The organism is Spirillospora sp. NPDC048824, from assembly GCF_043198455.1.
GTDB lineage: Bacteria > Actinomycetota > Actinomycetes > Streptosporangiales > Streptosporangiaceae > Spirillospora.
In genome coordinates this window covers 21,809-35,293 of record NZ_JBICUS010000005.1, presented here as the reverse complement: position 1 = coordinate 35,293, position 13,485 = coordinate 21,809, and the positions used below count along the sequence as shown (strand labels likewise).

General features: G+C 71.7%; 14 protein-coding genes and 1 pseudogene. 8 read left to right on the top strand and 7 right to left on the bottom strand.

The annotated features are described in order from the left end of the window. Positions 1–74: 74 nt before the first annotated feature. Positions 75–908, bottom strand: a complete 834-nt coding sequence (locus ACGFIS_RS11285) for an SDR family NAD(P)-dependent oxidoreductase (protein WP_392913021.1) — start codon at positions 906–908, stop codon at positions 75–77. Positions 909–1,052: 144 nt separating this feature from the next. On the opposite strand from ACGFIS_RS11285, the gene ACGFIS_RS11280 reads away from it, so the two are divergent. The 4 genes and pseudogenes from ACGFIS_RS11280 to ACGFIS_RS11265 form a co-directional block, all read left to right on the top strand. Next, the gene (locus tag ACGFIS_RS11280; RefSeq protein ID WP_392913020.1) at positions 1,053–1,961 is read left to right on the top strand and encodes a VOC family protein; all 909 of its coding nucleotides are present in this window, start codon (positions 1,053–1,055) and stop codon (positions 1,959–1,961) included. A 5-nt stretch (positions 1,962–1,966) separates the two neighbouring features. Then, the gene (locus tag ACGFIS_RS11275; protein WP_392913019.1) at positions 1,967–2,116 is read left to right on the top strand and encodes a hypothetical protein; all 150 of its coding nucleotides are present in this window, start codon (positions 1,967–1,969) and stop codon (positions 2,114–2,116) included. Beyond that, the gene (locus ACGFIS_RS11270; RefSeq protein ID WP_392913018.1) at positions 2,113–2,994 is read left to right on the top strand and encodes a TIGR03619 family F420-dependent LLM class oxidoreductase; all 882 of its coding nucleotides are present in this window, start codon (positions 2,113–2,115) and stop codon (positions 2,992–2,994) included. Before ACGFIS_RS11275 ends, ACGFIS_RS11270 begins: the two co-directional genes overlap by 4 nt. 27 nt (positions 2,995–3,021) lie before the next feature. Then, positions 3,022–3,441 (top strand): annotated as a pseudogene (locus tag ACGFIS_RS11265) (nuclear transport factor 2 family protein); the annotation flags it as partial. A gap of 116 nt (positions 3,442–3,557) precedes the next feature. Here the strand turns inward: ACGFIS_RS11265 and ACGFIS_RS11260 are convergent. The 5 genes from ACGFIS_RS11260 to ACGFIS_RS11240 all read right to left on the bottom strand — a co-directional run bounded on the left by ACGFIS_RS11260 (position 3,558) and on the right by ACGFIS_RS11240 (position 8,366). Further along, positions 3,558–4,346, bottom strand: coding sequence for an SDR family NAD(P)-dependent oxidoreductase (locus ACGFIS_RS11260; protein ID WP_392913016.1), 789 nt, complete (start codon positions 4,344–4,346; stop codon positions 3,558–3,560). Beyond that, positions 4,343–5,077 (bottom strand): SDR family NAD(P)-dependent oxidoreductase, encoded by a 735-nt coding sequence (locus ACGFIS_RS11255; protein ID WP_392913064.1) that lies wholly within the window; start codon positions 5,075–5,077, stop codon positions 4,343–4,345. Before ACGFIS_RS11255 ends, ACGFIS_RS11260 begins: the two co-directional genes overlap by 4 nt. Then, the gene (locus tag ACGFIS_RS11250) at positions 5,014–5,379 is read right to left on the bottom strand and encodes a hypothetical protein (RefSeq protein WP_392913063.1); all 366 of its coding nucleotides are present in this window, start codon (positions 5,377–5,379) and stop codon (positions 5,014–5,016) included. The genes ACGFIS_RS11255 and ACGFIS_RS11250 overlap by 64 nt, the downstream gene beginning before the upstream one ends. Positions 5,380–5,649: 270 nt before the next feature. Then, entirely contained in the window at positions 5,650–6,864 is a 1,215-nt protein-coding gene (locus tag ACGFIS_RS11245; RefSeq protein WP_392913015.1) for an alpha/beta hydrolase family protein, read from the bottom strand. Further along, the gene (locus ACGFIS_RS11240; RefSeq protein ID WP_392913014.1) at positions 6,861–8,366 is read right to left on the bottom strand and encodes an FAD-binding protein; all 1,506 of its coding nucleotides are present in this window, start codon (positions 8,364–8,366) and stop codon (positions 6,861–6,863) included. The genes ACGFIS_RS11245 and ACGFIS_RS11240 overlap by 4 nt, the downstream gene beginning before the upstream one ends. Before the next feature lie 154 nt (positions 8,367–8,520). Between ACGFIS_RS11240 and ACGFIS_RS11235 the strand changes: the two genes are divergently transcribed. The 3 genes from ACGFIS_RS11235 to ACGFIS_RS11225 are packed head-to-tail and all read left to right on the top strand — an operon-like array spanning position 8,521 to position 10,729. Then, positions 8,521–9,144, top strand: a complete 624-nt coding sequence (locus tag ACGFIS_RS11235; protein WP_392913012.1) for a TetR family transcriptional regulator — start codon at positions 8,521–8,523, stop codon at positions 9,142–9,144. A gap of 48 nt (positions 9,145–9,192) precedes the next feature. Continuing rightward, on the top strand, positions 9,193–9,942 hold the full coding sequence (locus tag ACGFIS_RS11230; protein ID WP_392913011.1) for an SDR family NAD(P)-dependent oxidoreductase: 750 nt from the start codon (positions 9,193–9,195) through the stop codon (positions 9,940–9,942). Between the two features lie 10 nt (positions 9,943–9,952). Beyond that, on the top strand, positions 9,953–10,729 hold the full coding sequence (locus tag ACGFIS_RS11225) for an SDR family oxidoreductase (protein ID WP_392913010.1): 777 nt from the start codon (positions 9,953–9,955) through the stop codon (positions 10,727–10,729). A gap of 68 nt (positions 10,730–10,797) precedes the next feature. Here ACGFIS_RS11225 and ACGFIS_RS11220 read toward each other — a convergent pair whose 3' ends face one another. Beyond that, positions 10,798–11,718 carry a 3-oxoacyl-ACP reductase gene (locus ACGFIS_RS11220; RefSeq protein WP_392913009.1) on the bottom strand — a complete coding sequence of 307 codons (921 nt, stop codon included), beginning with the start codon at positions 11,716–11,718 and terminating at the stop codon, positions 10,798–10,800. Between the two features lie 170 nt (positions 11,719–11,888). Here ACGFIS_RS11220 and ACGFIS_RS11215 point away from each other — a divergent pair, with 170 nt between their 5' ends. Further along, a complete protein-coding gene (locus ACGFIS_RS11215) occupies positions 11,889–13,484 on the top strand; it encodes an acyl-CoA synthetase (protein ID WP_392913008.1) in 1,596 nt (531 codons plus the stop codon). The last annotated feature ends 1 nt before the right edge of the window (position 13,485 follow it).

The window sequence follows — 13,485 nt, the reverse complement described above, 5'->3', positions numbered from 1 at the left end:
GGTCCATGATCTGACCCTTCGGGGATGAAAGTGCCGGGGCCGTGAGCAACTCCACGACCCCGGCACGCCGGTCGTTAGAGGAGGCCGAGGTCTTGGACGAGTTTGGGCGTCCAGACGACGCGGCCGAGGACCTTCTCAGCGTCCGGGTGCGTGACGAGCCAGACGACAGCCGCCGCTGGAGCCTCCTCGGGCGTCGCCTCGAAGCCCTTGTCCTTGAGGGAGTCGAGGCCGCCGCGCGCCGCTCCCGCGTCCGTGATGACGAAGCCGGGATCGAGGTTGAACGCTCGGATCCCGTTCTTGAGGTATTCGGCGTTGATCGCACCGGCGAGCCGTCCGAAGGCCGCCTTGGACGCCGAGTACGCCACGCCCCAGCCGCCCTCACCGGGGGGTCCGGGCGGATCGCTGGTCGCCGAACCCGAGCACAGGTTCACGATCGTCCCACCGCCCTGGTCGAGCATCGCAGGCAGGACGGCCTGCAGCAGGACGATCTGGTTCAGGAAATTGCCGGTGGCCAGCTTTTGGGCGACCTCCACGTCCAGGTCGAGGAAGCGTTCGTGGGTGCCCGCTATGTGCGCGACCGCGTTGTTGACCAGGACGTCGATGCCGCCCCACGCGTCCAGCACGGACTGCGCGGCGGCCCGGACGCTCGCCCGGTCGAGCAGGTCCATCCGGACGGGCAGGGCCCGCACGCCGAGCGCCTCGATCTCCGCTTTCGTCCGCGCCAGGCTGCCGGGGACGGGGATCGCCGCCGCCGCGCCGTGCCGCGGCGGTATCCGGCCCTCGCCCTCCGCGGCGGTCCGCGCGGTGAACGCGACGTCGTACCCGGCGGCGGCCAGCGCGAGCGCCGTCCGCCGGCCGATGCCCCGGCTCGCCCCGGTCACCAGCGCGACCGGTCTCGTTGCTGTCATCTCACGATCCTCACCGGTCGTCCGGCCAGAGCCGCCGCGCGACTCTCACTGAGCGAGAAGATCCAGGCGGCCGGCCACGCGGTTTGGCAGGTTGAGCAATGGACCGCCGCTGCGCGGGCCGCGACATCGAAGGGATCCAGGACAGTGACGCAGATCCGAGGGCTGGGTTATCTCAAGGTCCAGACCCGGCACATCGGCCGCTGGCGCGAGTTCGCCCTCGAAGGGCTCGGGTTCGCCGAAGGCAGCGGGCCGGACCCCGACGGCCTGTACCTGCGCATGGACGAGCGCCGGTCGCGCCTGCAGGTGCTGCCCGGCGACGCCGACCGGGTGCTGGCCGTCGGCTGGGAGGTGCGCGACCAGTACGCGCTGGCCGCCGTACGCGAGGCCGTGGAGAAGTCCGGGACGGACGTGACGGCGCTGAAGCCCAAAGAGGCCGCGGCGCGCGACGCCGAGGAGGTCATCGCCTTCACCGACCCCGGCGGCACGCCCCTGGAGGTGTTCTGGGGCCCGGTGCTCGACCACAGCCCGGTCCGCACCGGCTTCGCGCAGAAGTTCGTCACGGGCGCGATGGGCATGGGCCACGTCGTCCTGCCCACGCCGAACCTCATGGAGGCCGCCGCGTTCTACGCCGAGGTCCTCGGGTTCCTGCCGCGCGGCGCGATGAAGGTCGGCGGCCCGGTCCGGATCCGGTTCATGGGCGTCAACCAGCGGCATCACAGCCTGGCGATCTGCCCCGCGCCGCACGGCGGCGACCCGGGCCTGGTCCACCTGATGGTGGAGGTCGACACCCTCGACGCGGTCGGCATCGCGCTGGACGCGGTCAAGGAGAGGGGCTTCTCGATCTCCTCGACGCTCGGACGGCACACCAACGACAGGATGGTGTCGTTCTACGTCCGGGCGCCCGGCGGCTGGGACATCGAGTACGGCTGTGAGGGCATGCTCGTGGACGAGACGCACTACACCGCCGAAGAGATCAGCAAGGACAGCTACTGGGGCCACGACTGGTCGGGGTCCGAGCCGCTGGCCGCGTTCGCCCCGCAGAAGAAGGGCTGACGCCGATGGCGAAGCCTTCGGTGGAACCGGTCGCCGCCGCCCAGGTGGAGTTCGACCACGAGTGCGACGTCCTCGTGGTCGGCTTCGGAGCCGCCGGCGCCGTCTTCGGCCGCCGCGGCGGCCGGGCTGCCTCCTCTGGGAAGGGTTCCGAATGAACTACGCCGTCCTGCTGCCCGTGGCGGCGGGCGTCACCGCTGATCCGGCGTGGATCGGCGCGTACGTCCGGCACGCCGAAGTCTGCGGTTTCGAGTCGGTCTGCGCGGTCGAGCACGCGGTGGTGGCAAGCTCCTATTCGAGCGTGTACCCGTACAGCGCGTCGGGGCGCATGGAGCTGGCGGACGACCTGGACATCCCCGACCCTCTTGACCTGCTCGCGTTTCTGGCGGGGCAGACGTCGCGGATCGGGCTCGCCACCGGCGTGCTCGTCCTGCCCAACCACCACCCGGTGGTGCTGGCCAAGCGGCTCGCCACGATCGACGCCCTGTCGGGTGGACGACTGCGGCTGGTCGTCGGGATGGGCTGGATGCGCGAGGAGATCGAGGCGTGCGGCGTCGGCTTCGACTCGCGGGGGCGGCGCGGCAACGAGCAACTGGAGGTGCTCCGGAAGCTGTGGGCCGACACGGCGCCTTCGGGGGCTTCACATGACGGGGAGTTCTTCCAGTTCAAGGGTGCGATGAGCTACCCGAAGCCCGTCCAGAAGGGTGGCGTGCCCATTCATGTGGGCGGGCACACCAAGGCCGCCGCGCGCCGTGCCGGTCGGTACGGGGACGGGTTGCAGCCGCTGGGCGTGGCGGGGGGCGAGCTGCGTTCACTGGTCGCGCTGATGCGGGAGGAAGCGGAGAAGAACGACCGCGACCCGGACGCGCTGGAGCTGACGCTCGGCCATTCGCTGTCGGCCGTCACACCGGAGAAGGCGGAGAAGCTGGGTGCTTTGGGGGCGGGCCGCCTCGTCCTGGGCGGCAAGCCGACCGTCGACCTCAACGAGGCGAAGGACGAACTGTCGGCCTGCGCCGAGCGCCTCGGCCTATCATGACGCTGCCTTGGGGGGGACCGGGTCGAACTCCTCGACCTGGTCGCCCGGTACGCGCTGTACGCCGACCGCCGCGATTTCTCCGGCCTCGGGAGCCTGTTCACCGACGACGCCCTCCTCGTCCTGCCCGACCCGCCGAAGGAGCTTGGCCCGGTGCGGACCTTCAACGGACGGGACGACATCGTGGGGTCGCTGTCGTCTTTGTGCGACATCCCGATGACGTCACACGAACTCGTGGGCCAGGTATTCGAGGCGGACGGGACCGGTCACATCGCGTGCGTGGCGCACCACCTGACCGAACGGGAACCGGGCAAGCCGTCCGACCTCGTCTGGCACCTGCGCTACACCGACACGTACCGGCGTTCGGACGGCGGCTGGCGGTTCGCGAGGCGTGCTCTGCAGATCGACTTCATCGAGACCCGCCCCGTCCGGAGGTGGCGTGTTGGCTGACCGGGTGAGCGTGGTCGGCCCAGGGGCGGGAAGGTTTCCCGGCCCCTGGGCCGTGTCGAGCGTGCGCAGCCTTGACCGACCGCTCAGGCGCCTCTATGAGGCGCATGTCAGGGAGGTCAGGACGGGTCCGGGAGCATTCGCCTCATGGCCTCGTGGGCGCCCAGGACCTTGCGGTCGCGCGGGAAGCCCGCCCGCTTCTGGGCCGCCTCGTAGTTGCCGCCGGCGACCCAGACCGGGCCGTCCTTGAGGTGCTCCAGGCCCTCGCGGGCGATGTCGTCCGGTTCGGCGACGTTCAGGCCCGGCATGTCCATGTCGAGGCCGGCGCGTTCCATCGCCGGAGTCCGCGTCACGCCGAGGACGAGTTCCAGGACGTCCACCCCGTACTCGCGCATCTCCAGCCACAGCCCCTCGGCGAACACCCGCCCGAACGACTTCACCGCCGAGTAGATGCTGATCTGCGCCTGCCCCATGTACCCGGCGAGCGACCCCACCAGCAGCAGGCCGCCCCGGCCGCGGGACTTCATCAGTGCGCCGAAGTGGTGCGTGAAGGCCAGCTGCGCGGTGATGTTCAGGTCGATGACGCCCCGGAAGCGGTCCAGGTCGCCGGTGACGAACTCGTGGCCGTAGCTGTTCGCGCCCGCGTTGAGGATCAGCAGGCCCACGTCCAGGCCGTCGGTGACCTCGCGGACCTTCTTCAGCGGGTCGGGGGAGACGAGGTCCAGCTCCAGCGTGCGGACCTCCACCCCCTTCGCCCGGACGGCCGCCGCGGTCTCCGCCAGCGGGCCGGGCTTGCGGGCGATCAGCACCAGGTTCAGGCCCGCGTCGGCGAGCCGGTGGGCGAACGCGGCGCCGACCCCCTCCGAGCCGCCCGCGATGACGGCCCACGGGCCGTACTCGTCGATCATTGTTCTCCGTCCAGGTCCGGGGTCCAGGCGACGCCGTTGATGTGCGAGCCGCCGTCCGCGAACAGGGTGTTTCCGGTCAGGTAGCGGGCGCCCTCGGAGGCGAGGAACACCGCCACAGGTGCGATGTCGGTCTCCGGGTCGCCGAGGCGGCCCATCGGGTTGGCGCGGTCGGCGGCGGCCTCGATCTCCGGATGCTCGGCCGCCATCCGCCGGAACGCCGCGCTCTTGGCGCCCGGGCAGATCGCGTTCACGACGACGCCGGTCGGCGCCCATTCGCGGGCGGCCGTGCGGGTCAGCGTCCGGAGGGCCTCCTTGGCCGAGTTGTACTCAAGGGTCCCCATGTGGGCGTTGACCCCGTTCAGCGAGCACATGTTGATGACGCGTCCCCACCCGCGCCCCTTCATATGGGGGAACGCGGCCTGCATCGCCCACAGCGGGCCGTAGTAGCCCATCGCGAAACCGCGGACGAGCTGTTCGTCGGTCTTGTTCTCGACGCGGCCGACGGTTCCGGCGCCCCAGGCGTTGTTGACCAGGATGTCCACCGAACCCCAGGTCTCGACAGCCTCCGCGATCATGGCGTTGACCTGCGCCTTGTCGGTCACGTCCGTCTGGACGAACCGGGCGTTCTCCCCGATCTCGGCCGCCACCGCGGCGCCGGTCTCCGCGTTCAGCTCCGCCACCAGGACGCGGGCGCCCTCGGCGGCGAAGCGGCGGGCGACGCCTCGTCCGATGCCGTCGCCCGCTCCCGGCGCGCGTCCTCCCGGGTCACGCCCTTCATGATCTGCGTGGCCGTCTGGTTCTCGAAGATGTTCTTGAAGTACGTCGGGAACGACTGGTGGATGTAGAAGAAGTGCGCCATGTCGACGATGTTGTCCATGACCTCGCGCGCGTTGGTGTGGACGACCGTCTCGGTCCAGCGCCAGTCGGTCCAGTCGTCGCGGGTGGCGCCCTCGATCACCGGGATCGTCACGTCCGCCGGCGGCTTGTTCCCCTCCGGGTCGTTCCAGACGAACAGCAGCTTGTCCTGCTCCATCGTCGGCCACGCGGCGGTCCGGGCGCGCAGCGGGACGCGGCGCGCGTACGGGATCGACTTGCAGCGGCCGTCACCGAGGTCAGCGTCCTGAACGGCGAGTCCTGGTGGCCGGGACGCTGAGCCCCGGACCGGGACGCGGGCTTGATCTGCTGCGATAGAACACGCCCTCTCCATGTGGGGGCGCGGCGTCTTCGGCCTGAAGGTGGAGGACAACCTCGTCCGGCATGCGGCGGCCCGCTGCCGCCCGGAGGCGGCGGCAGGCCGCGGCGGTCAGCAGGTGGTGGGTGGGGTTTCGTTGTTGCGGAGGGACTTGGCGAACTCCAGGCCGGCCTGGAAGGAGGCGTTGATGCTGCCTCGGTGGTCGGCGCCGGCGAACTCCTGGTAGGCGATGTTGCCGTAGCGCTTGCAGAGGTCGTTCACGACGTTCCGTGTCGCGGCGGGAGAGACCTCGCGGTCGGCGCCGCCCTGCGCCACCAGCGTCGGGACCTTGATGTTCAGGCCGAGCGCTTCCTGCGAGTCGTAGTAGTCCTCGAACCGGGTGAGGTCGGCGTCCGGGCGGAACACGTTGTTCAGCGGCAGGCTCGCGCTGAGCTGCTTGAGCTGCAGCAGGCACGCGTTCGTCCGGCCCGCCTTGGCGACGGCGGCGGCGTCGTCGGTCAGGAGGTCCTCGGGGACGAACGTCGGGTCGGCCGCGTGGTAGCCGTTGAGCAGGACGAACAGGAACGGCAGCGCGATCTCGGCGCCGGGGTACTGCGCCTTCACGTACTTCGCGGTCTGGCTCATGTTCGAGCCGGGCCCGATCGCCACGGCGCCCTTGAGGCGGATGTCGCGGGGCTCCTGCGCGGCCGCGGCCGTGTAGAGCGTCGCCTGGCCGCCCTGGCTGTGGCCCGCGACGAACCAGTCGCGTCCGATGCGGTGGTCGGCCTTACGGGCGGCGCGGACGATGTCGGTGACCGTGTTCGCCTCGCTGGCGCCGTTCATGTACGGGTGCTCGCCGGGGGTGCCCATACCCTCGTAGTCGGTCTGGACGACGGCGAAGCCGTGCTGCACCCAGTTGTCCAGGTACTGCTCGGTGATCGACAGGTAGTCGCGGGCCGGGCCGTTCGCGGTGTCGGCGGACGGGGCGCACCTGTCGGCGGTCCCGGTCGTGCCGTGCGCCCAGCTCAGCACCGGCCAGCCGCCGGGCGGGGGTGTGCCCTTCGGGACGGCGACGGTGCCCGTGACCGTGATCCGCTTCCCGCCCACGCCCTCGGACGTGTAGGTGACGAACCGGTTCTTCGCGGCGCTCGGGAGCGCCGCCGCGTTCGTCAGCGGACGCTGGCTGATCAGGTTCCCGCGCTGCCCCGGCGGGACGTGGCCCGCCTCGGCGTTCGCGGGAACCGCGGTGACTTCGGGCGTGCCACCGCACGCGGCCGTGCCGATAGCCACCGTCCCGGCGGCGGCGACCGCCGTGACGACGCGCCCCATGGCCCTGACAGATCTCACGTGTCTCTCCTCATCTTCTGGACCGCGCGGTAGGCGAAGGCCACCGCCGACCCGATCGGGATGCCCGGTCCGGGGTAGACCGGGCCTGTGAACGAGGCACTGGTGTTGCCGGCCGCGTAGAGCCCGGTGATGGGACGGCCGGAGCCGTCCAGGACACGGCCGTCCGGGTCGGTGCACAGCCCGCCCTTCGTTCCGAGGTCGCTCAGGACGATCTTCGCTGCGTAGTACGGCGGCCTGTCCACGGCGACGAGGCAGGACCTTCCGCCGGCGAAGTACCGGTCGTAGGGGTCCTCGCCGCGGTGGAAGTCGTCGTCCACGCCCTTCTCGGCGAAGCCGTTGAAGCGTTCGACGGTCTCGGTCAGGACGTCCGCGGGGAGGCCGATCTTCCCGGCCAGTTCCGCCAGGGTCCCGGCCTGGACCCACTGCCCCGACGCCACCTGCTCGTCGGCCGTCAGCGGCGGGACGGAGATCGCCGGCAGCCCCTGCGATCGCGCGTCGAAGATCAGGTGGAAGGGGCCCTCGGCGGCGGCGAGGCGCCGGCCCATCTGGTCGTAGGGGAGCGACTCGTTGGCGAAGCGCCGCCCGGAGCCGTCCGTGATGAGCCCGCCCCGGAAGCCGAGCGTGAACGCGGGCCGCCCGTCCGGGGTCAGCAGGCCGGGGCAGAACCACGCCTGGTCGAGCTGCCCGGTGGACGCGCCGATCCGCACCGCCGCCTCGATCGCGTCGCCGGTGTTCGCGCCGTCGGGGGCCATCGTCCAGTCCGCGCCTCCCGGCACGTCGCGCGCGGCGCGCAGGGCGGCCGACGACTCGAACCCGCCGGCGGCCAGCAGCACGCCGCGCGACGCCCGCAGCCGGAGCCCGCCGGCCTCGGCGCCAACGACCCGGCCGTCCTCCACGATCAGGCCGGTCAGCGGGGTCTCGGTGCGCACGACGCCGTTGCCGGTGGCGGTGAACGCCAGCAGCAGCCGCCCGATCAGCGCCCGCCCCTGCGCCATCGGCTCGGACGCCGAGTGACCGCGCCCCGCCCGATCGCGGTCGACTGGCGGGCGCACCAGCCCGGCCAGGTCCCCGAGCTGCTCGACCGGCAGCTCAAGCGGCACGAACGAGCGCCCCATGTCCATGCGTCCGGGCGCGTCGAAGTAGTCGGGGAACGCCTGGAACCGGAATTCGAGCGCCGGGTCCTTCTCCAGGAACTCCACCACCTGGGGCGCCGTCTCCAGGAACGCCTCGCGGTGGGCCTCGCCGTCATCGCCCAGCAGCGCCCGCAGATACGTGCGCGCCGACCCGGTCGAGTCACCGATCCCGGCCCGTTCCTGCACCTGCGTGCCCGGCAGCCAGATCGCCGACCCGGAGTACGCGGACGTTCCGCCGAGTACCTTCGTCTTCTCCAGGACCAGGGTCCGCAGCCCGGTCGACGCCGCCGCCAGCGCGCCCGCCATCGCTCCGGCGCCCGAACCGGCCACCACCACGTCGTATTCGTCGTCCCACCGGGCATTTCCCACTTGAATCCCCTCCCGATCTATGCGCGCACAACGTAAGTGCGGGTGGTGCCGCAGCGGGACGCTCCGTCCCACTGACCGGTATCGGTGATCGCGGGGATGACACTCGAACTGGATATTGTTCCTTGTCAGCAAACCGATGGACGGGAGGGGGGCCGTGGCGAGGATCGCAGCGGCGAGGATGTCCGCCGAGCCCAGCTCACCCGAGCAGCACGACCGGCGGCAGCGCATCCTGCGGGCCGCCTCGCGCATCGGCATGGAGAAGTCCCTCGAACGCGTCCAGATGCACGAGGTGGCGAAGGCCGCCGGGGTCGCGATCGGCACCCTGTACCGGTACTTCCCGTCGAAGGTCCACCTGTTCACCGCGGTGATGGCGGCGCAGGTCGACCGGCTCCGCGAGCAGGTCGCCGAGCCCGCGCCCGGCGTCGCGCCCGAGGACGCCGTCGCCGACCTGCTGGTGCAGGCCAGCCGGAACCTGATGGCGCAGCCCGTGCTGTCGGCGTCGATGCTGCACGCGTCGAACACCGCGCACGTCGCGACCGTCGCCGACACGATCCACATCGACAACACGTTCCGGGAGATCCTGCTGCGCGCCGTGGGCATCGAGGTCCCCACCGTGCAGGACGTCACGCTCGTCCGGCTGCTGATGCAGTGCTGGTACGGGGTGCTCCAGTCGAGCCTGAACGGCCGCGCGTCCATGGCGGACGTGGAGAGCGACATCCGCCTCGCCTGCCGGCTCCTCCTCGCGCCCCGGTCGAACGCCGCGCGCCCCTCCCAGTGATCGGGATGGTCCCGGCGGACGGTCCGGGACCGCGGCTAGCGTGCCGCCATGAATCGCTATGACGGCGTGAGAGTGCTGCTCACCGGGGCTGGGTCCGGCATCGGACGGGCCACGGCGATCCGCCTCACCACCGAGGGCGCCGCGGTCTACGGCGTGGACATCTCCGACAAGGGCCTGGCCGAGACCGCCGAGGCGGTCACCGGGCCCGGCACCATCAGCACCCGCACGGCCGACGTGACCGACGAGGCCGCCGTGATCGCCGCGGTGGCGGGCGCGGCCGAGACGCTCGGCGGCATCGACGTCCTCGTCAACGTGGCCGGCGTCCACAAGACCACCCCCATCGAGACGCTGACGGTGGCGGACCTGAACCGGCTGTTCTCCGTCAACCTCGTCGGGACCGCCCTGTTCTGCCGCGAGGCGCTGAAGCACCTCCCGGACCGGACGGGCGTGATCATCAACACCGCCTCGCTGTCGGCGACGCAGGGCAACCCGTACATGACGGCGTACTCGGCGTCCAAGGGCGCGGTGCTGGCGTTCTCCCTCAGCCTCGCCGCCGAGCTGGCCGCCCGGCGCATCCGGGTCGTGCCGATCTCCCCGGGCGCGGTCGACACGCCGCTGGTCCGGTCCGCCGACATGTTCCCGCCCGGCCTCGACCTCGACTACTTCTCCAAGATCCGGTCCTACTACGGTGCCGCCGATCCGGAGATGATCGCCGCCGCGATCGCGTTCGCGGGGTCGTCCGACGCCGCCTACTACACCGGCGCCGACTTCCGCGTCGACGGCGGCGCACACACCTAGGAGAGTGACCATGGCACGCACCATCGCCGTCAGCGGCTCGGCGTCCGGCATCGGCGAGGCCTTCGCCGGGATGCTGCGGGACGCGGGCGACACCGTCATCGGGATCGACCTGCGCGACGCGGAGGTCTGCGCCGACCTGAGCGTCCCCGAGGGCCGGGCGAGCGCGGTCGGGGAGACGCTGGAGAGGGCCGGCGGGCGGCTCGACGCCGTCGTGGCCTGCGCCGGCGTCTCCGACTTCACGATCATGCCGGTCAAGGTGAACTACTTCGGCGTCGTCGGGCTGCTGGACGGGCTGCGTCCCGCGCTCGCGGCGGCGGAGTCGCCGCGCGCCGCCGTCGTCGCCTCGATCTCCGGCACCCACCCGGTGGACGACGACGTCGTCCGCGCCTGCCTGGACCTGGACGAGCCGGCCGCGATCGCGGCGGCGACGAAGGTCGAGGAGAGCGGCGCCGGCGGCCGGCTGTACCCGTCGTCGAAGTCGGCGCTCGCGCAGTGGATGCGCCGGGTCTGCACCACCCCGGAGTGGGCGGGCGCGGGCATCCCGCTGAACGCGATCGCGCCGGGCGTGGTGAAGACGCCGATGACCGAGCCGCTGTTCGCGGACGAGGCCATGTTCGAAATCATGAACGAGGCCGTCCCGATGCCGCTGAACGGCTACGCCGACCCGGAGGTGATCGCGGAGGCGCTGCGCTGGCTGATCTCCCCGGTCAACAGCCACATGACCGGCCAGGTCATCTACGTGGACGGCGGCGCCGAGGCCACCCTGCGCGAGGCGTCCCTCTTCTGAGCACGACCGGATGGAACACCGGTGGCCGCCCCCTCGCGCCGAAGGCGGCCACCGGCGGGTTCGGGTGATCAGTACTTGCTGGTACCGGTGTCGTCGAGCGCGGCGACGCTGTAGGCGGCGTAGGTCTGCCGCGGGTCGCGGCCGTCGAAGTACGGCGTGATCTGCGCGCCGAGTTCCTCGACGGAGAAGACGCCGTCGGCCGCGGTGAACTTCTGCTCCACGGTCGGCGCCGCCATCAGCGCCACCATGTCGCCGTAGACGACGAACACCTGCCCGGTGATCTTCTCGGATGCGGGGGACGCCAGATAGCCGACGAACGTGCCGACCCGCTCGGGCGCCATCACGTCCACGCCGCCGGGCGCGGTGCCCTCGGCGAACGTCGCCTCGGTCATCGCCGTCCGGGCGCGGGGGCAGATCGCGTTGGCGCGCACCCCGTACCGGCCGAGGCCCGCGGACGTCGACAGCGTGAGCGCCACGATGCCGGCCTTCGCCGCCGAGTAGTTCGGCTGGCCCGCCGACCCGAACAGGAACGCCTCCGACGCGGTGTTGACCACGCGCCCGTAGACCGGGCCGCCGGCGGCCTTGCTCGCCGCGCGCCAGTGCACGGCGGCGGCGCGGGACACGGCCGCGTGCCCCTTCAGGTGGACGCGGATGACGTCGTCCCAGTCCGACTCCGCCAGGTTGAACAGCATCTTGTCGCGCAGCACGCCCGCGTTGTTGACGACGATGTCCAGCGAGCCGAACGTGTCGACGGCGGCCGACACCAGCGTGTCGCCCATCGACCAGTCGCCGACGTCCCCGGTCACCGCGACGGCCTTGCCGCCCGCCTTCGTGATCTCGGCGACGACGTCGCCTGCGGCCGGGCCCATGTCGTTGACGACGACGCTCGCGCCCTGCGCGGCCAGTGCGAGCGCCTCGGCGCGGCCCAGCCCGGCGCCCGCGCCGGTGACGACGGCGGTGCGGCCCGCCAGGGACAGGTCAGCGTTCATCGCAGCCTCCGGGATCGGTGTTCAGGTCGCGTCCGGAGGCTAGTACGAATTCTAGTTCCGCCCGCGGCGCGGTCCCGCTGAGTGGGTGTCCGCAGGTGGAGTGAAAGGCGAAGACCGCTGAGCGGGACGGCCCTTGCCCTCCGATGAGAACGAATTCTAGTCTCGCGGCCATGACGCTGAACTTGGCGACCTTCTTCGAGGCCGTGGCGGCGGCCGTCCCCGGCCGCACGGCGCTCGTCTGCGGCGACCGCAGGCTGACCTTCGCCGACCTCGACGCGCGGGCCGACGCGGCGGGCGCCCGGCTGCGCTCGGCGGGCATCGCGCCGGGCGAGCACGTGGGCCTGCACATGCTGAACGGCACCGAGTACGTCGAGACGATGCTCGGCTGCCTGAAGATCCGGGCCGTGCCGGTCAACATCAACTACCGGTACACCGACCGGGAACTGCTGTACCTCTACACCGACGCCGGGCTCACGGCCCTGGTCGTGGACGACGAGTTCGCGCCGGCCGCCGCCCGCGTCGCCGGAGAATGCCCCGACCTGCGCGTCGTCTCGGTCGTCCGGACGGGGGAGACGGCGGAGAAGCCGGAGTGGCCGTCGCGGATCAGCGTCACCGACTACGTGTCCGAGCCCGGCTCGCCCGACCCGTCCCTGCGCGAGGGCCGCAGCGCCGACGACCGCTACGTCCTCTACACGGGCGGCACGACCGGCAACCCGAAGGGCGTCGTCTGGCGGCACGAGGACTTCTACATGGCCGCCGTGAAGGGCGGGAACCCGTACGGCGAGCCGCGCCGCACCGTCGAGGAGCTCGTCGAGGGCGCGAAGACCGGGTTCGAGCTCAGCTACCTGCTGACGATGCCGCTGATGCACGGCGCCGCGTCCTACACGCTGTTCATGGCGATGCTCACCGGCTGCAAGTCGATCCTGATGCGGCGTTTCGACGCGATGGACGCGCTCCGCACGATCGACCGCGAGAAGCCCATGATCGTCGCGGTGGTGGGGGACGCGATCGCGCGCCCGCTCGCCGACGCGATCCGCGCGCACGGCGCCGAGTACGACCTGTCGTCCCTCAAGGTGCTCGGGTCGGGCGGCGCGATCCTGTCGCGCAGCGTGCAGGAGGAGTTCGCCGAGCTGATCCCCGGCATCCACGTGAACAACGCGTTCGGCGCGTCGGAGTCGGGCGCGGACGGCACCATCGCGATCGGCGCGGACGGCCTGATGCGGCTCGCCGCCGACCCCCGCGTCACCGTGGTGGACGCGAACCTGAAGCCGGTCCCGCCCGGCTCGGACGAGGTCGGCTACCTCGCCCGCTCCGGGAACGTCCCGCTCGCCTACCACAACGACCCGGAGAAGACGGCGCGGACGTTCCCCGTCATCGACGGCACGCGCTGGACGATCCTCGGCGACATGGCCCGGGTCGAGGCCGACGGCACGGTCGTCGTCCTCGGGCGCGGCTCCGGCTGCATCAACACCGGCGGGGAGAAGGTCTTCCCCGAGGAGGTCGAGCAGGCCCTCAAGTCGCACCCCGCCGTGATGGACGCGCTGGTCGCCGGCGTCCCCGACGACCGCTTCGGCGAGCGCGTCGCCGCCGTCGTGGAACTGCGGCCCGGGGCGTCCGCGGCCGTCGACGACCTGCGGGCGCACTGCCGCGAGCACCTCGCCGGCTACAAGATCCCCGCCGTGGTGACCTTCGCGGACGCGATCGTCCGCTCCCCGTCGGGCAAGGCCGACTACCGCTGGGCCAAGCGCGTCCTGACCGAGAACTAAG